Genomic DNA, 17,653 nt, shown 5'->3' on the forward strand with positions numbered 1-17,653 from the left:
CGTACCCACAGCGGTGCGATCCGCTAGGGAGCCCGCCGTCAGGGCGTGAAGACGATCTTTCCGAAGAGGTCGCCTTCGGCCATGACGGCAAAGCCCTCGCGGGCCCGCGCCAGCGGCAGGGTGCGGTCGATCGGCGGGCGGAGGCCGCTGGTGACCAGGAAGCGGGACAGGCGGACCAGCTGGTCGCGGGTGCCCATGGTGGAGCCGACCACCGACAGCTGCAGGAAGAACACCCGGTTGAGCTCGGCGGGGGGCAGCTGGCCGGTGGTGGCGCCGCTGACCACGATGCGGCCGCCGGGACGCAGCGACTTCAGCGAGTGCGACCAGGTGGCCTGGCCGACGGTCTCCATCACCGCGTCCACCCGCTCCGGCAGGCGCGCCCCGGGCTCGAAGACCGCCTCGGCGCCCAGCTCCAGCGCCCGCTTGCGCTTGGCCTCGCTGCGGCTGGTGGCCCACACCCGGTAGCCGGCGGCCGCGCCGAGCGCGATCAGGGCGGTGGCCACCCCGCCGCCGGCGCCCTGCACCAGCACGGTCGCGCCGGGCTGCAGCTCGGCCTTGTCGAACAGCATCCGGTAGGCGGTCAGCCAGGCGGTGGGCAGGCAGGCCGCCTCCTCGAACGACAGCTCCTTGGGCTTGGGCACCAGGTTGCGGCGCGGCACGATCACCTGCTCGGCGAAGGTGCCCTGGTGGCGCTCCGACAGCAGGGAGCGGCGCGGGTCGAGGGTCTCATCGCCGCCGCCGGCGTCCGGGTCGCCGATCACCGAGTGCACGATGACCTCGTTGCCGTCGGCGTCCACCCCGGCCGCGTCACAGCCGAGGATCATCGGCAGCTGCTCCTGGCGGATGCCGACGCCGCGCAGCGTCCACAGGTCGTGGTGGTTGAGGGAGGCGGCCTTGACGGTGACGGTCGTCCAGCCCTCGGGCGCCTCGGGTTCGGGGCGCTCCCCCAGCTCCAGGCCGTTCAGCGGGTTGTCGGCGTCGAAACGTGCAGCGTAGACAGCGAACATGGCGCCCACCTTAGACGCCGGCGGCCCGCGCCGCCCGACCGGGGGCGCGGGCCGCCGTGCCCGGCCTCACAGGACCTTGGACAGAAAGTCCCGGGTCCGCGGATGTTGCGGGTTGGCCAGCACCTCGCGCGGCGGCCCCGACTCGACCACCACGCCGCCGTCCATGAAGACCAGCGAGTCGCCGACCTCGCGGGCGAACCCGATCTCGTGGGTGACCACGATCATCGTCATGCCGTCCAGGGCCAGCCGCTTCATCACCTCCAGCACCTCGCCGACCAGCTCGGGGTCGAGCGCGGAGGTGGGCTCGTCGAACAGCATCAGCTTGGGCTGCATGGCCAGCGCGCGGGCGATGGCCACCCGCTGCTGCTGGCCGCCGGACAGCTGGGCGGGGTAGCTGTGCATCTTGTCGGCCAGCCCCACCCGCTCCAGCAGCGCCCGCGCCCGCTCGCGGACGGCGTCCTTGGGCTCCTTCTTCACCCGGACCGGCGCCTCCATGACGTTCTCCAGCGCCGTCATGTGGGGGAAGAGGTTGAACCGCTGGAAGACCATGCCGATGTCGCGGCGCTGCGCGGCCACCTCGCGGTCGCGCAGCTCATAGAGCTTGCCGCCTTTCTCCCGGTAGCCGACCAGATGGCCGTCCACCCACAGCCGCCCGGCGTCGATCTTCTCCAGGTGGTTGATGCACCGCAGGAAGGTGGACTTGCCCGAGCCGGACGGGCCGATCATGCACATGACCTCGCCGGGCTGGACCTCCAGGTCGATGCCCTTGAGCACCTCCAGGTGGCCGAAGCTCTTGTGCACCTGCTCGGCCTTGACCATCGGGGGACGCTCGGCCTTCGAGTCTGTGACGGTCGTCTTGTCAACGGTCACTGGCCACCTCCTCCGCGCAGCGCGCGCAGCCCGCCCCTGCCGCGGCCGGAGTTCCCCACGCCCCGGCTGAAGTGCCGTTCCAGGTAGTACTGGCCGATCATCAGCAGCGTGGACAGGAACAGGTACCACAGGCACGCCATGATCAGCATCGGGATGATCTGGTAGGTGCTGGCGTAGATGGTCTGCGCGGTGAAGGTCAGCTCCGCGTACGGCACCGCCGCCACCAGCGAGGTGTTCTTGAGCATCGAGATGGTCTCGTTGCCGGTGGGCGGCACGATCACCCGCATGGCCTGCGGCAGCACGATGCGGCGCATGGTCTGCATCCGGGACATGCCCAGGGCGCTGGCCGCCTCCTGCTGGCCGGGGTCCACCGACAGGATGCCGGCCCGGACGATCTCGGCCATGTAGGCGGCCTCGTTGAGGATCAGCCCCAGCGCCGCGGCCAGCGCCACGTTGATCAGCTTCTGGGTCTGCCAGGTGTGGAACTCCGGGCCGAAGGGGATGCCGATGCCGATGGTGGGGATGAGCGCCCCGATGGCGCCCCAGATCAGCAGCTGGGTGTAGAGCGGAGTGCCGCGGAAGAACCACAGGTAGACGAAGGCCGCCCCCTTCAGCAGGGGGTTGGGCGACATCCGCATCAGCGCCAGCACGACGCCGAGCGCGATCCCGCCGGCCATCGCCGCGACCGTCAGCCAGATGGTGTTGCGGACGCCTTTGAGGACCGGCTCAGAGAACAGGTACTTCCACTGCTCGCTCCAGTTGAAGGCCGGGTTGTAGAGCAGGAAGTGCACGAACATCGCGGCCAGGACCAGCACCACCGCGGCCCCGGCCCAGCGCCCGGGATGCCGGACGGGGACGGCCCGGATCGCCTCGGGCCGTCCCTTCTCCACGTCTCCGTTGACGGTCATGAAGTCAGCTCTGGGCTCCGTTGATCACCGGCTCGGTGATGGCGCCGGACTCCACGCCGTGTTCCTTGAGGATCTTCATGTAGGTGCCGTCGGCGATCAGCGCCTTGATCGCCCCCAGGACGGCCTCCTTGAACTGCCCGGCGTTCTTGTTGATCGCGTAGCCGTAGGGTGCGGTGTCGTAGACCTGACCGATGATCTCCAGCTTGCCGGTGGTCTTGACCGCGCCGCCCACCACCGGGGAGTCGGCCGCCATGGCGTCGATCTTGCCCGCCACCAGGTCGTTGTTGACCTCGGTCTGCTGCTTGCGCACCACGGTCTTGATGGCCGGCTTGCCGGCCTCGGTGCACTTCTTGCTGCGCTCCTCCAGGTCCTTCACCTGAACGGTGCCCTGCTGCACGCCGATGGTCAGGCCGCAGGCGTCGTCGGGGTTGACGTTCTTGGGGTTGCCCCTGGGGGCGGCCCAGGCGGTGCCCGCCGAGTAGTAGGTGACGAAGTCGACGGCTTTCTCGCGTTCCTTGTCATCTGTGAAGGACGACACGCCGATCTCGTACTTGCCCGACTGGACGCCCGGGATGATGGTGTCGAAACCGGCGTTCTCGAACTCGGCCTTCAGGCCGAGTTTGGCCGCCACGGCCTTGAACAGCTCCACATCCCAGCCGACGATCTCCTGGGTGGACGGGTCGATCGACTCGTTCGGCGGGTAGGAGGCGTCGGTGCCGACCTTGATCTTGCCGTCGCTCTTGATGGCATCGGGGACCATGGCCGCCAGCGCGGCGTCCTGGGTTACGGTGGTGTCGGAACCGGCCCCGGATTCCCCGCCGTCGTCGCCACAGGCGGACAGGACCAGGGCACCCGTCAGCAGGAGAGCACCCGCCGCTACGGCGCGGCGGCGCAGAGAACCAGTGTTCACAGGTCCCCCTTCAACTAGTTCGTAGCACCTTCGCCGATCGAAGGCATTGCAGGACATCTTGTCCTAGACCACCGGTGGTCTCTATTAAGGTCAAGAAACGATCGCACAACAGGTCGCCCAGCCCTCCTACCTGGGAACATCCTGGATGGACCGCTCCAAGTACCGGTAGCGTACGCCGTTGGGAGTGACGGGTAACCCAAAACGGGGCACACCCTGCCCTCATGGAGGGAACAAACAGAGAACGGGCATCGTGGCACAGACCACTCCACCCGCCCGACGGTCGCCTGGAAGGCGTGTGGCACAATCGGACAGCGGGTGACCCCCGTACGTCAAGAGATGACCACCCGGAAACGGCCACCTAGACCGCACTGCAGGGGTGGCATCGCCCACACGCTCCATCGAGAGCCGTTTCGTCATGACAGGGGTCGCTGTGGCTGCTGAGTCCGATTCAAGCTTCGATTACGACAACGATCCGGCGTTCGTCCTGCACAAGGGTGGCAAGCTGGAGGTCCGCTCCACTGTCCCGGTGCGCAACAAGGACGATCTGTCCCTGGCCTACACGCCCGGCGTGGCGCGCGTGTGCACCGCCATCGCCGACAATCCGGAACTGGCCTACGAGTACACCTGGACCTCCAAAGTGGTGGCCGTGGTCACCGACGGCACCGCGGTGCTGGGGCTCGGCGACATCGGCCCCGCCGCCTCCATGCCGGTCATGGAGGGCAAGGCGCTGCTGTTCAAGCAGTTCGCCGGCGTCGACTCGGTGCCCATCGCGCTGAACACCACCGACACCGACGAGATCGTCGAGACCGTGATCCGGCTCGCGCCCAGCTTCGGTGGCATCAACCTGGAGGACATCAGCGCGCCGCGGTGCTTTGAGATCGAAGACCGGCTGCGCGAGGCGCTGGACATCCCGGTGTTCCACGACGACCAGCACGGCACCGCCATCGTGGCGCTGGCCGCGCTGCGCAACGCGGCCCGCCTGATCGGCAAGCCGCTGTCGGAGCTGCGCGCGGTGGTGGCCGGTGCGGGCGCCTCCGGGGTGGCGGTCAGCCGGATCCTGCTGAACGCCGGCATCGGCGACATCGCCGTCTCCGACAGCAAGGGCCTGATCTACGAGGGCCGCGACGGGCTCAACCCGGTCAAGCAGGCGCTGGCCCGCGACACCAACAAGCTCGGCCTCAAGGGCTCCACCGAGGACGCGCTGCGCGGCGCCGACGTGTTCATCGGGCTGTCGGGCAGCACCGTCCGCGAAGAGAGCATCGCCACCATGTCCGACAACGCGATCGTGTTCGCGTTGTCCAACCCCACTCCGGAGGTCCACCCGGATGTGGCGCGGCGGCACGCCAAGGTGGTCGCCACCGGCCGCAGCGACTTCCCCAACCAGATCAACAACGTGCTGGCCTTCCCCGGCATCTTCCGCGGCGCGCTGGACGTGCGCGCCCACAGCATCACCGAGGGGATGAAGCTGGCCGCCGCCGAGGCGCTGGCGAACGTGGTGGGCGATGACCTGAGCCCGGATTATGTGATCCCCAGCCCGTTCGATGAGCGGGTGGCCCCGGCCGTCACCGCGGCGGTGGCCGAGCAGGCCCGCAAGGAGGGCGTCAACCGGATCTGAAAAGCCGGTCTTTTCGGGCGGCCCGACAGGGCCGCGCGCACCAGCGGGCCGGACGGCCTTCACCGGGCCGTCCGGCCCGCCGCGCATCGGGAAAGCCCCGGGTGCGCAGCCGCGGGGGCGGCGCAGAGCACCGGCCAGGAACGGCTTGGATCGCTCCACACGGCGGGTTGTCAATTTTTAACAACACCCGTATATGCACGGACGATTATGGAAATATTTTGCGTGCATACCGCACAATATTTCATATTCCCGGCCTTCTCGCGGTGCCATCCCGCACAGCGCATGTGATACTCGATACCGGCGACGGACCGCCGCCGACGGACCGGGGTCGGCACATAAGGAGTGCCGGTGGACTTCGCTTCTTACGCAGACCTGGCGATCGAGCTGGTCAACAGCTCCGCCCCCGCCGAGGACTCGTTGCGCGACCTGGACTCCCTGCAACGGCTGCTGAAGATCAGGCCCCATCTCAGCGGCCGGGTCACCCACCGTGATCTGGACGCCATGCGCCAGCTGCGCGAGTCACTGCGCGCGATCTTCGCCGCCGCCGCCCGGGGCGATGAGGAGGAGGCCGTCGAACGGCTGAACACGCTGCTGATCCAGCACCCGATCCAGCCCCAGCTGTCCGGCCACGACGGCCAGCGCTGGCACCTGCACCTCACCGAGGGCGGCTCGGTGCCCGACCGGTACGCCGCCGGCGCCGCCATGGGGCTGGCCGTCAAGATCAGCGACCATGGCCTGGACCGGCTGGGCACCTGCCGGGCCGCCGGCTGCGACAACGTCTTCTTCGACACCACCGCCGACCGCTCCCGCCGCTACTGCAGCGAGCACTGCGCCGCACGCTCCGACGACCCGCGGCCCGCCCACGCGCCACCCGGCCCCGACGGCGAGTCCCCCCGGTGAGCCTTGGCGCCGGAAAAGCCGGCGTCAGCCGCCCCTCCCCCGGCGCAGCAGCGTGATGCGCGACGGCGGCCAATAACGCGCCACCACCCGTCCCTCGATCAGCTCCTCGGGGACGGCGCCGAAGTCCCAGCTGTCCTGCCGGCCCGCGGCGCGCTGGTTGTCGCTCTCCAGCCACCAGCCCTCCGCGGTGCGGCGTACGGCCCGCTTGACGATCAGCAGCCCCGCCCGCCGCGGATGCCGGGCCACCACCACGTCCCCGGCCGCGACGGGACGGCCCCGGCGCCGCACCAGCAGCCAGTCCCCCGGCCGGAGCGCGGGCAGCATCGACTCCCCGGACACCTCCACCGTCTGCCACACCGGCGGCTCCCTTCCGGATACCCGTGCCCCTACTCGCGCGAACGCCAGGCCATCGGGGTAATGTCGGTGACCTGAGCATGATCCGCTACCGAGAAGGGACGATGCAGGTGCTGGCAAAGCTACTGCGTCCGAAGACCACGGTCTTTGCGCACTGCGACCTGCCGTGCGGCGTCTACGACCCGGCGCAGGCGCGCATCGAGGCCGAGTCGGTCAAGGCCATCATCGAGAAGTACCACGCCAACGAGGACCCGGTCTTCCGCACCCGGGCGCTGATCATCAAGGAGCAGCGCTCCAACCTGGTCAAGGAGCACCTGTGGGTGCTGTGGACCGACTACTTCAAGCCGCACCACTTTGAGAAGTACCCGCAGCTCCACCAGCTGTTCAACGAGGCGACCAAGCTCGCCGGGGCGGCCGGCACCAAGCAGAGCGTGGATGTGAAGGTGGCCGAGGAGCTGCTGGCCAAGATCGCCGAGATCGACAAGATCTTCTGGGAGACCAAGCAGTCCTGACCCGGCCCAAGGCCGATGCCTCGGCAAGGCCCGCCCGGCGCGCCGGGCGGGCCTTCGCCGTCCCGGCGGCCCTCGATCGGATCATCCCTCGCGTCCCCGGCTTTCGCCCGATTCCCCCGTCCTGCACACCCCCTGCGGGGGCGCCCCCTACGCTGTCGGTGGACCGACCAGAGAGGGACGGGAGGCCGGTCGGTCCTCATGTGACAGGGGGCTATATCGTGGGGAAGCATTCCAAGCCGGCGACGCGCAGGTGCCCGGGATGCCGGGGCACCGGCACCAGCACGGCGACAGGACGGCAGTGCACCATCTGCTGGGGGGAGGGGAAGATATGAACTATCCCCCCGAGGGCTGCACCTACGAGGTGCGTTACTCCCTCGGCAGGCGCGGGCATACGCGGGAGTCCTTCCCCAACGAGTTCGCCCTGATGAAGTGGTTCGCGAAGATGACCGATCTGGGCGTGTTCGACCCGCTGGAGTTCGCCCGCCCCGACGAGGACGGCCGCAACGGCTACCAGATCTTCTGTGTCACCGGCGACGAGCGCGTCGGGATCAGCTACTTCCACCCGCGGCTGGTGCGGGCCCGCATCGAGGCCGCCCGCCCGGCCTCCGGCCGCGCCTGAGGGTCCGGCGCAGTGGGCGGCGGCGGTAGCCTCTGCCTGTGATTCGACCTGCTGTTCCCCAAGATGTCCCGACGATCCTGCGTCTGATCCGCGAGCTGGCCGACTACGAAAAGGCGCTCGAGGAGGTGGAGGCCACCGAAGAAGACCTGCAGCGCGCCCTGTTCGGGCCGCACCCGAAGGTCTTCGCGCACGTGGCCGAGCATGAGGGCGAGGTCGTCGGGTTCGCCCTGTGGTTTGAGAACTTCTCCACCTGGAAGGGCACGCACGGGATCTACCTGGAGGACCTGTACGTGCGGCCGCAGGCCCGGGGGCACGGGTACGGCAAGGCGCTGCTGACCGAGCTGGCGCGCATCGCCGTCGAACGCGGCTACCGGCGCGTGGAGTGGTCGGTGCTGGACTGGAACGAGCCGGCCATCGGTTTTTACAAGTCCTTGGGCGCGCTCCCGCAGGACGAGTGGACGGTCTACCGGCTGACCGGCGAGGCGCTGCGGGAACTCGGCCGCCGCTGAGCAGGGCCGATGGCGCGCGTCCGGCTATGGGCGGTTTCCCGCGGGGTGCGAAGATCTCCGGCACCGACCGCCGGCGCGATGCGCCGGCAAGTGAGAAACCCACGCGCGGCGAAGCGTCACGGCACGCGAGACAGGCGGTAGTTTCGAAGGAGGCGTGCCCAGCCAAGGGAGAAATGTGACCGAGGAAACCACTGCCATGCCAGCAAAGACGCCGGCCGACACCAAATCGGCGGTCCGTGACGTGGTGACCGTCAAGCTGCCCGCCGACAGCGCGTATCTGTCCGTGCTGCGCACCGCCACCGCCGGTTTGGCCGCCCGGCTGGACTTCACCCTCGATGAGATCGAGGACCTGCGCATCGCGGTGGACGAGGCGTGCGCGATGCTGCTCGCCCAGGCCGTGCCCGGCACCGATCTGGAATGCCAGTTCGAGCTGAGCGGGGACGCCATGCGCATCGCGGTGTCCGTGCTGACCGTGGACGGCGCACTGCCCAGCCGCGACACCTTCGCCTGGACGGTGCTGTCCTCGCTGGCCGGCGATGTGGACTCCGCGGTGGGCGCCGATGACCGGGTGACCGTGACGCTGCGCAAGCGACGTGGAGCGGCGGGGGCACAGTGAACCTTCATGAGCTTGCCTGCAGCCCGTCCGCCGAGGGCTGCGGCCGGGTCGGCACCGGCCCGGTGATGACGGCGGAGCGACCGCTGCGGCGACCGCCGGGCGAGGTGGCGCGATGACCGAGAAGATCACGCTGCCGGAGGGCAGTGTGCCGGGTCCCGCCGACGAGCGGCCGGACACCGGCGGAGTACCCGACCGCGCCCGGGCGCGGGTGCTGTTCGAGCGGCTGCACCAGCTGCCCGAGGGCGACCCGGAGCGCCAGCGGGTCCGCGACGAGCTGGTGGAGCTGCACCTGCCGTTGGTGGAGTACCTGGCCCGCCGGTTCCGCAACCGCGGCGAGTGGCTGGACGACCTGATCCAGGTGGCCACCATCGGTCTGATCAAGTCGATCGACCGGTTCGACCTGGACCGCGGGGTGGAGTTCTCCACCTACGCCACCCCCACCATCGTGGGGGAGATCAAGCGGCACTTCCGCGACAAGGGCTGGGCGGTGCGGGTGCCCCGCCGGCTGCAGGAGCTGAAGCTGTCGCTGACCAAGGCGATCAGTGACCTGGCGCAGCGGGAGGGCCGCGCGCCCACCGTCAGCGAGCTGGCCGAGCATCTGCAGATGAGCGAGGAGGAGGTGCTGGAGGGCCTGGAGTCCGCCAACGCCTACTCCACCGTCTCGCTGGATGCGCCCGACTCCGGGGACGAGGACGCCCCCGCGGTGGCCGACTCGCTGGGGATGGTGGACGACTCGCTGGAGGGCGTGGAGTACCGCGAGTCGCTCAAGCCGCTGCTGGAGAAGCTCCCGGCTCGCGAGAAACGGATCCTGCTGCTGCGGTTCTTCGGCAACATGACCCAGTCGCAGATCGCCAACGAGCTGGGCATCTCCCAGATGCACGTGTCGCGGCTGCTGGCCCGCACCCTGGCCCAGCTGCGCGAGGGGCTGACCGCCGAGGAGTGAGCACAGCACACCGCCGGCCGCAAGGACCCGGCCTGAATCGACGCCGGTGAGCCGGGAGGGACCGTGACGCCCTCCCGGCTCATCGGCGTTCGGACGATCGCGGCGGCGAGCCGGCCGGTCAGGATCGGGGACGGCCCTGCCCGGCCTCGGCGCTGTCCTCCGGCTCCTCCTCCTCCGCCAGCAGGAAGCGGGTGCTGGGGCCGCTGAGCACCAGCACCAGGGCGAGCACCGCCGCGGCCATCAGCGGCACCCCGTAGCGGTACTGCTCGCTCTGCAGCAGCGACCAGGACACCGGGAGCGCGAACAATTGGGTCAGCACCAGCGGGGAGCGGCTCCAGCGCTCGGCGGCCAGCAGCCCGCGGGCGACCGCCAGCATGCAGCACCCGCCCAGCAGCGCCATCCCGGTCACGGCCCAGGCGGTCACCACGTCCATCGGCTCACCGACCAGGGTCTCCCAGGCCACGAACGCACCGAAGCCGAGCGCGGCCACGCCTTCGGCTCCCTCGAGGGCGGCGGCCGCGGTCACGGTGAAAGGTCGGCGTCCGGACACAGAACCGAACCCTACTCGCCTTGGCCGCCACTGCGGGAATCACCCCCGCCGGCCGGGCGGATCCTCCCGCTCACCCTGCTGCGGCGGCCGGCCCTACCGTGGGTAACCTGGCGCCGTGCGCGCCCTGCTGATCGCCAATCCCAAGGCCACCGCCACCTCGCAGCGGATCCGTGACCTCCTGGTGCGGACGTTCTCCGGCGCTGTGGATCCGGAGCTGGTGGAGACCGCGCACCGCGGCCATGCCGCCGAGCTGGCCCGCCGGGCCGCCGAGGAGAAGTTCGACGTGGTCATGGCGCTCGGCGGCGACGGGACGGTCAACGAGACGGTCAACGGGCTGCTGGCGCACGGCCCGTCCGCCGAGCTGCCCGCGCTGGCGGTGGTGCCGATCGGCAGCACCAACGTGTTCGCCCGGGCGCTGGGGCTGCCGGGCGACCCGGTGGGCGCGACCCGGCGGGTGCTGGACGCGCTGCGCGCCGGGCGGTACCGCTCGATCGGGCTGGGGCTGGCCGACGACCGCTACTTCACCTTCTGCGCGGGGCTGGGACTGGACGCCGAGGTGATCCGGGCGGTGGAGCGGCGGCGCCGGGCGGGGGGCAACGCCAGTCCGGCCCTGTATGTGGGGATGGCGCTTCGGCAGTTCTTCCGCACCGACCGCCGTCATCCGGCGCTCACCGTGGAACGGCCGGGACGCCCGCCGATCGACGGGGTGTTCCTTTCCTTCATCGCCAATACCGCTCCGTGGACTTATATCCGCGGCTATCCGGTGAATCCGAGTCCGCGCGCGCACTTCGCCGGCGGGCTGGATCTGTTCGGGATGCGTTCTTTGCAGGTGCTTCCGGTGCTGTCGGCGGTGGCGGGGATGTTGCGGCCGGGCGGCCGTCCGGTGATGGGCCGGCATGTGGTGAACGTGCACGACGCCGAGGAGATCACGGTGCGCGCTCAGCGGCCCATGGCCTTTCAGCTGGACGGCGACTACCTGGGAGAACGCCGGCAGATCACATTCCGCTCCGTGCCCAAGGCGATACGCGTCGTAATCTGACTTCGCTCGGGCGGGTATTGTTAACGCGAAAGTCACACGTTTGACCCGCCGATGTGACACATATGACAGCCCATACTTTGAGAAACGTTTCTCAAAGGTCTTGCGTGCCACGATGGCGCCCTGACACGCTCAAAGTGCGCCAGTCGACATCAGGCCAGCTCAGCGGCCTCATGATCGAAAGCGCCACAGACAGACCTCCCCGGGACCCGACCAGGGTCCGGGTCGCCCGTGACATGTGAAGCAGTTCACAAGTGGAGCCACCCCTCCACCCTGACGAAGGAGTTGAACGCATGGACTGGCGCCACCTCGCCGCCTGCCGTGACGTGGACCCCGAGCTGTTCTTCCCCATCGGGAACACCGGCCCGGCCCTGCTGCAGATCGAAGAGGCCAAGCAGGTCTGCCGCCGTTGCGAGGTCATCGACGCCTGTTTGCACTGGGCTTTGGAGTCCAATCAGGACGCCGGCGTATGGGGCGGCATGAGCGAAGACGAGCGCCGCGCCATCAAGCGCCGCAAGGCCCGTGCCCGCGCCCTCGGCCGCGCGTACTGACCACCACGCCGCGACGGCCCGCAAGCGGTCTGCAGCACTTTCCCAAGGTCCCTCCTCGAAGACCTGAAATCCGGGCCTGAATTCCACATCGATTCCCATGGAACGGCCAAGTTTCAGCGGAGCGGTTCCAGCGGACAGGCGGCCTCCGGGAGGTTTTGCCGTGCAGATGTGGTCCCTTGAATCCAGACAGCTCCTCGAAGTGGCGTCCTGCGGTCTCCCTCCGCCGGGAATGCTTCTGGCGGCCGGCCGCGGCCCACGCCGGCCGTCGCTCGTTTCGACGTTCCGGTGAGCCCTTCGGTTCACGTGCCGGGCCGTTCGGTCCGATCGTAGCGGCAGGCAGTCTCAGCCCGTCCCGGTGGGGCGCTTGACGGAGGTCAGCGGAATGCCGACGAAGACCTCGGTCCCCCCGCCGGGGCGGGCTTTGAACTCCAGCCGCCCGCCCAGTTCCCCGACCACCAGGGTCCGGACGATCTGCAGGCCGAGGCTGGTGGTGCGCTCGGGATCGAAATCGGCGGGCATGCCGACGCCGTTGTCGGAGACGACCACCTCCAGCCTCGGCTGCGCGCCCTCCCGCCGGGCCGCCAGCACCTCCAGCTCCCCCTGACGGTCGGGAAGGCCGTGTTCCAGGGCGTTTTGCAGCAGCTCGGTGAGGACCATCGCCAGCGGGGTGGCGATCTGGGCGGGCAGCACCCCGAACGACCCGATGCGCTTGGGGACGACCTGGGTCTCGGGCGCGGAGACCTCGCCGGCCATGGTGATGACGCGATCGGCGATCTCGTCGAAGTCGATCATCTCGTCGGGGGTGAGCGAGAGGGTCTCGTGGACGATCGCGATGGAGCCCACCCGGCGGACCGCCTCCTCCAGCGCGGCCCGAGCCTCGGGGACCTGCAGCCGGCGGGCCTGCAGCCGCAGCAGGGCGGCCACGGTCTGCAGGTTGTTCTTGACCCGGTGGTGGATCTCCCGGATGGTGGCGTCCTTGGTCATCAGCTCCCGGTCGCGCCAGCGCAGCTCGGTGACGTCGCGCAGCAGCACGATGGCGCCGATGCGGGAGCCGGAGACCACCAGCGGGATGGTGCGCAGCTGCACCACCGACCCGTTGGCCTCCACCTCCACCTCGCGGGCCACGGTGCCGCCCAGCACCCGCACCAGCGACTCCTCCATCGGCTCGCCGGTGTCCACCAGCCGCTGCGTCAGCTCCCCCAGCGGTTCGCCCACCAGGTCCGCCGCCATCCCCAGCCGGCGGTAGGCCGACTGGGCGTTGGGGCTGGCGTAGGTGACCCGGCCCGCCTTGTCCAGCCGCAGCAGCCCGTCCCCCACCCGCGGGGAGCGCACCAGATTGGGCTCCTGGTTGGGGATGGGGAAACGCCCCTCGGCGATCATCTGGGCGAGGTCGCTGGCGCTTTGCAGGTAGGTCAGCTCCAGCCGGCTGGGGGTGCGGGCGGAGCTGAGGTTGGTGCTGCGCTGGATCACCCCGAGGATCTTGCCGCCCCGGCGCACCGGGATGGACTCCTCGCGCACCGGGATGCCGCTGCCCCACTCCGGGTCGCCCTCCCGGACGATCCGCTCCTCCCGCCAGGCCACGTCGATCAACCCGCGCCTGCCGGTGCGCACCACCTTGCCGACCAGGTCCTGCGGGTAGGCGGTCGGGCCGGTGGTGGGCCGCATCTGCGCCACGCACACCCAGCCGGGGACCTGGGCGCGGGGGACCGCGCCGCGCTCAGGAAGCCACAGCACCAGATCGGCGAACGACAGATCCGCCAGCAGCTGCCAGTCCGAGACCAGCGCGTGCAGCCATTCCAAATCGGCGGCGTCCAGATCTGTCCGGGTCCGCACTAGATCAGACATCGTGGGCACCCGACCATCATTCCAGGCCAGGTGGGAGCGGGAGCGAACCCGGTCGCCATCGCAAGCGGGCCGGACGGTGTAATGGGCCATACGGCCTTGCAGAGGAGGGAAGCACAGGTGGGGGATCCGCTGGCACGGCTGCGCGAGGCGATGGAACGGCGGGAGGCGGCCGGGCTGCAGCGCAGTCTGCAGCCGCGCACCAGCGACCATGACGGGCTCATCGACCTGGCCTCCAACGACTACCTGGGGCTGTCGCGCGACCCCCGGCTGATCGAGGGGGCGATCTGCGCCGTCCGCCGCTGGGGCACCGGTTCCACCGGATCCCGGCTGGTCACCGGCACCACACAGTTGCACGCGGAGCTGGACCGGCGGCTGGCGGCCTTCGTCGGCGCCCCGGCGGGGCTGGTGTTCTCCTCCGGCTACCTGGCCAATCTGGGGGCGATCGCCGCCTTGTCGGGCCCGGGCGTGCTGGTGGTGTCCGACCAGGTCAACCACGCCTCGATCGTGGACGCCTGCCGGTTGTCGCGCTCGCGGGTGGCGGTCGTCCCGCACCGGGACGTGGCGGCGGTGGAGCGGGCGCTGGCCGACCGGGAGGAGCCGCATGCGCTGGTGGTCACCGACGCGGTGTTCTCCGTGGACGGCGACCTGGCGCCGCTGGGCGAGCTGCACCGGGTGACGCGGCGGCACGGAGCGCTGCTGGTGATCGACGAGGCGCATGCGCTCGGCGTCGTCGGCCCGGGCGGGCGGGGCGCGGCGCATGAGGCCGGGCTGGCCGGGCAGCCCGATGTGGTGCTGACGGTGACGCTGTCGAAGTCGCTGGGCTCACAGGGCGGCGCGGTGCTGGGGGCGCCCGAGGTGATCCAGACGCTGGTGGACGCCGGCCGCTCGTTCATCTTCGACACCGCCCTGGCCCCGGCCGGCGTGGGCGCCGCGCTGGCCGCCCTGGACGTGCTGGAGGCCGAACCGCGGCTGCCGCAGCGGGCGCGGGAGCGGGCCCGGCGGCTGCACGAGCTGGCCTCGGGGCTGGGTTTTGAAACCTGCGGGCCGCAGGGCCCGGCCGCCGCCGTGGTACCAGTGGTGCTGGGCGACCCGCACGCCGCGGTGCGGGCCCGGGACATCTGCGCCGAGCACGGCGCGCGGGTGGGCTGTTTCCGTCCCCCCTCGGTGCCGCAGGGCCGCGCGTGCCTGCGGCTGACCGCCCGGGCCAGCCTCACCGAGGCCGATCTCACAGTGCTGGAGGAGGCGTTGCTGAAGGTTAGGGCGGAAATCGGCCCATAAGCTTCCCGCGTAACATCAGGGCCAACCAACGGTGAATCCCAGGAGACGCGTGACGGTGTGCGGCCCGTTGTGTGCCGCCCTGCGAGCGGAGCGAGGCGCATGAGCATTGAGCGGGTCCCCATCAGCGGGCTTGGGCCGTCCGCCGGCGCACCCCGCATCCCCAAGTACTACAAGCTCAAAGAGCTGTTGGTTGAGCTGACGCAGTCGCTGCCGCCCGGCAGCCCGCTGCCGCCGGAGCGGACGCTGGCCGAGCGCTATGAGACCTCCCGCACCACGGTGCGGCAGGCGCTGGCGGAGCTGGTGGTGGAGGGGCGGCTGCAGCGCATCCAGGGCAAGGGGACCTTCGTGGCCAAGCCGAAGGTGGCCCAGGAGCTGCAGCTGACCAGCTACACCGAGGACATGCGCCACCACGGCCTGAACCCGGAGACCAAGATCCTGGAGATCGGGTACGTCAGCGCCGACGAGCGGCTGGCCCGGCTGCTGGGGATCCGGCCGGGCGGGCGGGTGCTGCGGCTGCACCGGCTGCGGCTGGCCGACGGGGAGCCGATGTCGATCGACACCTCCCACCTGCCGGCCCGCCGCTTCCCCGGGCTGCGCCGCGAGCTGCCGCGGCACCGCTCGCTGTATGAGACGCTCAGCACCGCCTACGACGTGCACCTGGCCGAGGCCGAGGAGACCATCGAGACCGTCCTGGCCACCCCGCACGACGCCCAATTGCTCGGGGTGGACGTGGGACTGCCGATGCTGCTGCTGTCCCGGCACGCCTTCGACACCCACGGCGAGCCCGTCGAGTGGGCCCAGTCCCTGTACCGGGGCGACCGCTACAAGTTCATCACCCGCCTGCGCAGGAACCGCTGACGCGCCGCCCCGGAACCAGGCCGCGCCGTCAGATCGTCTGGGAGAGCGCCTTGATGGGCATCTGCAGCTCGCTGAGCAGCTCCAGGTCCTGCTCGGCGGGGCGGCCCAGGGTCGTCAGGTAGTTGCCGACGATGATGGCGTTGATGCCGCCGAGCATGCCGGAGCGGGTGCCCAGGTCGCCCAGGGTGATCTCGCGCCCGCCCGCATAGCGCAGCAGGGTGCGCGGCAGCGCCAGCCGGAACGCGCCGATGGTCTTGAGCGCCTCACCGCCCTCCACCAGGCCGTAGTGCTCGAAGGGGGTGCCGGGGCGGGGGGCCAGGAAGTTCAGCGGGACCTCATCGGGCTCCAGTTCGGCGAGCTGGGCGGCGAACTCGGCGCGCTGCTCGACGGTCTCGCCCATGCCGATGATGCCGCCGCAGCACAGCTCCATGCCCACTTCCTTGACCAGCTTGCAGGTCTCCCAGCGCTCCTCCCAGGTGTGGGTGGTCACCACGTTGGGAAAGTGCGAGCGGGCGGTCTCCAGGTTGTGGTTGTAGCGGTGCACGCCCATCGCCACCAGCTCTTCGGCCTGCTGCCGGGTGAGCATGCCCAGCGAGCAGGAGACGTTGATCTCCACCGCCTCCTGGATGGCCTTGACGCCCTCGCGGACCTGCGCCATCAGCCGCTCATCAGGGCCGCGCACCGCCGCCACGATGCAGAACTCGGTGGCGCCGGTCTTGGCGGTCTCCTTGGCGGCCTCCACCAGTTCGGGGATGTTCAGCCACACCGAGCGCACCGGGGAGTCGAAACGGCCGGACTGGGAGCAAAAGTGGCAGTCCTCCGGGCACCCCCCGGTCTTCAGCGACACGATGCCCTCGACCTCCACCTCGGGGCCGCACCAGCGCATGCGCACCTGGTGGGCCAGCGCCAGCAGGTCCTCCAGCCGGTCGTCGGGCAACGTCAGGCACTGCAGCACCTGCTCGGCGTCCAGGCCCTTGCCTTCCTCCAACACCTGGCGGCGGGCCACCTCGAGAATGTCGGTCACGGCTTCTCCTTCATGTCGAGCGCAAAGGCGTTACGGAACGTAGCAGCATCGAAAGTGCCGCCCAGCGCCGGGGCCAGCCCCGCACGCGCGGCCAGCAGGAACTCGGCCGGGTCGAGCCGCCCGGCCGCCTCCGGCAGCACACCGGCCAGCGGGCGGGCGGAGATGGTCTCCAGGTCGGTGATGTTGCTGCGCATGGCCAGATCCGGCTCCCGCGGCCACTGGCCGATCACCACCCCGGCCAGCTGCACGCCGCGGTGCGCCATGGCCTCCAGGGTCAGCGCGGTGTGGTTGAGGGTGCCCAGGTCGGGGCGGGTGACCACGACCATGGCGGCGTGCAGCCAGCGGGCCAGGTCGGCGAAGGTGGTGCCGTCGTCGTCGTAGCGGACCAGCAGGCCGCCGGCGCCCTCCACCAGCACCAGGCGGCGCGTTTCGGCCAGCTCGCCGATGCGCTCGGCGACGTCGCTCAGCCGCAGCGGGGGCACCCCCGCCCGCCGGGCCGCCGCCGCCGGCGACAGCGGGTCGGGGAAACGGGCGAACTCGTGCAGGTCCTCCACGCCGGCCAGGCGGCGCACCACGTCCAGATCGCCGGGCTCATCGGGTCCCACCCCGGTCTGGCCCGGCTTGACCACGGCCACCGACGCCCCGCGCGCCCGGGCCACCGTGGCCAGCGCGGCGGTGACGATCGTCTTGCCGACCCCGGTACACGTCCCGGTCACCATGAGAACGCTCACGTCCCGCAGGCTAACGT

At 70.4% G+C, this 17,653-nt stretch carries 20 protein-coding genes; 11 read left to right on the forward strand and 9 right to left on the reverse strand.

Translation table 11 applies throughout. The annotated features are described in order from the left end of the window. Nucleotides 1-38: 38 nt before the first annotated feature. From TCUR_RS18115 to TCUR_RS18130, 4 genes are all read right to left on the reverse strand, one after another. On the reverse strand, nt 39-1,007 hold the full coding sequence (locus TCUR_RS18115; RefSeq protein ID WP_012853997.1) for a zinc-binding dehydrogenase: 969 nt from the start codon (nt 1,005-1,007) through the stop codon (nt 39-41). Between the two features lie 66 nt (nt 1,008-1,073). Continuing rightward, entirely contained in the window at nt 1,074-1,826 is a 753-nt protein-coding gene (locus tag TCUR_RS18120) for an amino acid ABC transporter ATP-binding protein (protein WP_041442243.1), read from the reverse strand. Nucleotides 1,827-1,873: 47 nt separating this feature from the next. After that, nucleotides 1,874-2,785: an amino acid ABC transporter permease gene (locus TCUR_RS18125; protein WP_012853999.1), complete on the reverse strand. Its 912-nt coding sequence runs from the start codon at nt 2,783-2,785 to the stop codon at nt 1,874-1,876. A gap of 4 nt (nt 2,786-2,789) precedes the next feature. After that, nucleotides 2,790-3,695, reverse strand: coding sequence for an ABC transporter substrate-binding protein (locus tag TCUR_RS18130; RefSeq protein ID WP_012854000.1), 906 nt, complete (start codon nt 3,693-3,695; stop codon nt 2,790-2,792). A gap of 415 nt (nt 3,696-4,110) precedes the next feature. Here TCUR_RS18130 and TCUR_RS18135 point away from each other — a divergent pair, with 415 nt between their 5' ends. Together TCUR_RS18135 and TCUR_RS18140 are read left to right on the forward strand one after the other, a co-directional pair. Continuing rightward, nucleotides 4,111-5,310 carry an NAD(P)-dependent malic enzyme gene (locus TCUR_RS18135; protein ID WP_012854001.1) on the forward strand — a complete coding sequence of 400 codons (1,200 nt, stop codon included), beginning with the start codon at nt 4,111-4,113 and terminating at the stop codon, nt 5,308-5,310. Between the two features lie 348 nt (nt 5,311-5,658). Then, nucleotides 5,659-6,210, forward strand: coding sequence for a CGNR zinc finger domain-containing protein (locus TCUR_RS18140; protein WP_012854002.1), 552 nt, complete (start codon nt 5,659-5,661; stop codon nt 6,208-6,210). 24 nt (nt 6,211-6,234) lie between these two features. On the opposite strand, the gene sodX is transcribed toward TCUR_RS18140, so the two are convergent. After that, nucleotides 6,235-6,567 carry a nickel-type superoxide dismutase maturation protease gene (gene sodX, locus TCUR_RS18145; RefSeq protein ID WP_012854003.1) on the reverse strand — a complete coding sequence of 111 codons (333 nt, stop codon included), beginning with the start codon at nt 6,565-6,567 and terminating at the stop codon, nt 6,235-6,237. Nucleotides 6,568-6,674: 107 nt separating this feature from the next. Here sodX and sodN point away from each other — a divergent pair, with 107 nt between their 5' ends. The 5 genes from sodN to TCUR_RS18170 all read left to right on the forward strand — a co-directional run bounded on the left by sodN (nt 6,675) and on the right by TCUR_RS18170 (nt 9,763). Further along, complete coding sequence (gene sodN / locus TCUR_RS18150) at nt 6,675-7,076, forward strand: superoxide dismutase, Ni (RefSeq protein ID WP_217265544.1); 402 nt, start codon at nt 6,675-6,677, stop codon at nt 7,074-7,076. A gap of 328 nt (nt 7,077-7,404) precedes the next feature. Next, complete coding sequence (locus tag TCUR_RS18155; RefSeq protein ID WP_012854005.1) at nt 7,405-7,695, forward strand: hypothetical protein; 291 nt, start codon at nt 7,405-7,407, stop codon at nt 7,693-7,695. Nucleotides 7,696-7,733: 38 nt separating this feature from the next. After that, a complete protein-coding gene (locus TCUR_RS18160; RefSeq protein WP_012854006.1) occupies nt 7,734-8,204 on the forward strand; it encodes a GNAT family N-acetyltransferase in 471 nt (156 codons plus the stop codon). Nucleotides 8,205-8,379: 175 nt separating this feature from the next. Further along, entirely contained in the window at nt 8,380-8,820 is a 441-nt protein-coding gene (locus TCUR_RS18165; protein WP_425358345.1) for an ATP-binding protein, read from the forward strand. A 112-nt stretch (nt 8,821-8,932) separates the two neighbouring features. Further along, entirely contained in the window at nt 8,933-9,763 is an 831-nt protein-coding gene (locus tag TCUR_RS18170; protein WP_012854008.1) for an RNA polymerase sigma factor SigF, read from the forward strand. Between the two features lie 118 nt (nt 9,764-9,881). On the opposite strand, the gene TCUR_RS18175 is transcribed toward TCUR_RS18170, so the two are convergent. After that, the gene (locus tag TCUR_RS18175) at nt 9,882-10,253 is read right to left on the reverse strand and encodes a hypothetical protein (RefSeq protein ID WP_245536894.1); all 372 of its coding nucleotides are present in this window, start codon (nt 10,251-10,253) and stop codon (nt 9,882-9,884) included. A gap of 175 nt (nt 10,254-10,428) precedes the next feature. Between TCUR_RS18175 and TCUR_RS18180 the strand changes: the two genes are divergently transcribed. Beyond that, entirely contained in the window at nt 10,429-11,352 is a 924-nt protein-coding gene (locus TCUR_RS18180; RefSeq protein ID WP_012854010.1) for a diacylglycerol/lipid kinase family protein, read from the forward strand. 290 nt (nt 11,353-11,642) lie between these two features. Continuing rightward, nucleotides 11,643-11,900: a WhiB family transcriptional regulator gene (locus TCUR_RS18185; protein WP_012854011.1), complete on the forward strand. Its 258-nt coding sequence runs from the start codon at nt 11,643-11,645 to the stop codon at nt 11,898-11,900. A 342-nt stretch (nt 11,901-12,242) separates the two neighbouring features. Here the strand turns inward: TCUR_RS18185 and TCUR_RS18190 are convergent, their stop codons facing one another. Next, a complete protein-coding gene (locus TCUR_RS18190) occupies nt 12,243-13,754 on the reverse strand; it encodes a sensor histidine kinase (RefSeq protein WP_012854012.1) in 1,512 nt (503 codons plus the stop codon). Nucleotides 13,755-13,862: 108 nt separating this feature from the next. Between TCUR_RS18190 and TCUR_RS18195 the strand changes: the two genes are divergently transcribed. Next, nucleotides 13,863-15,023: an 8-amino-7-oxononanoate synthase gene (locus TCUR_RS18195; RefSeq protein ID WP_012854013.1), complete on the forward strand. Its 1,161-nt coding sequence runs from the start codon at nt 13,863-13,865 to the stop codon at nt 15,021-15,023. A gap of 99 nt (nt 15,024-15,122) precedes the next feature. Further along, nucleotides 15,123-15,881, forward strand: coding sequence for a GntR family transcriptional regulator (locus TCUR_RS18200; protein ID WP_012854014.1), 759 nt, complete (start codon nt 15,123-15,125; stop codon nt 15,879-15,881). Nucleotides 15,882-15,909: 28 nt separating this feature from the next. On the opposite strand, the gene bioB is transcribed toward TCUR_RS18200, so the two are convergent. Next, nucleotides 15,910-16,905, reverse strand: a complete 996-nt coding sequence (gene bioB, locus TCUR_RS18205) for a biotin synthase BioB (RefSeq protein ID WP_012854015.1) — start codon at nt 16,903-16,905, stop codon at nt 15,910-15,912. Beyond that, nucleotides 16,902-17,636, reverse strand: a complete 735-nt coding sequence (gene bioD, locus TCUR_RS18210) for a dethiobiotin synthase (protein ID WP_148233055.1) — start codon at nt 17,634-17,636, stop codon at nt 16,902-16,904. Before bioD ends, bioB begins: the two co-directional genes overlap by 4 nt. Nucleotides 17,637-17,653: the final 17 nt, after the last annotated feature.

This window comes from Thermomonospora curvata DSM 43183, assembly GCF_000024385.1.
Taxonomy (GTDB): domain Bacteria; phylum Actinomycetota; class Actinomycetes; order Streptosporangiales; family Streptosporangiaceae; genus Thermomonospora; species Thermomonospora curvata.

Bases quoted from the DNA above. Each gene is read 5' to 3' on its own strand.
- TCUR_RS18115 (WP_012853997.1), bottom strand. From the start codon at position 1,007: ATGTTCGCTGTCTACGCTGCACGTTTCGACGCCGACAACCCGCTGAAC.
- TCUR_RS18120 (WP_041442243.1), bottom strand. From the start codon at position 1,826: ATGGTCAAGGCCGAGCAGGTGCACAAGAGCTTCGGCCACCTGGAGGTG.
- TCUR_RS18125 (WP_012853999.1), bottom strand. From the start codon at position 2,785: ATGACCGTCAACGGAGACGTGGAGAAGGGACGGCCCGAGGCGATCCGG.
- TCUR_RS18135 (WP_012854001.1), top strand. From the start codon at position 4,111: ATGACAGGGGTCGCTGTGGCTGCTGAGTCCGATTCAAGCTTCGATTAC.
- TCUR_RS18155 (WP_012854005.1), top strand. From the start codon at position 7,405: ATGAACTATCCCCCCGAGGGCTGCACCTACGAGGTGCGTTACTCCCTC.
- TCUR_RS18170 (WP_012854008.1), top strand. From the start codon at position 8,933: ATGACCGAGAAGATCACGCTGCCGGAGGGCAGTGTGCCGGGTCCCGCC.
- TCUR_RS18185 (WP_012854011.1), top strand. From the start codon at position 11,643: ATGGACTGGCGCCACCTCGCCGCCTGCCGTGACGTGGACCCCGAGCTG.
- TCUR_RS18200 (WP_012854014.1), top strand. From the start codon at position 15,123: ATGAGCATTGAGCGGGTCCCCATCAGCGGGCTTGGGCCGTCCGCCGGC.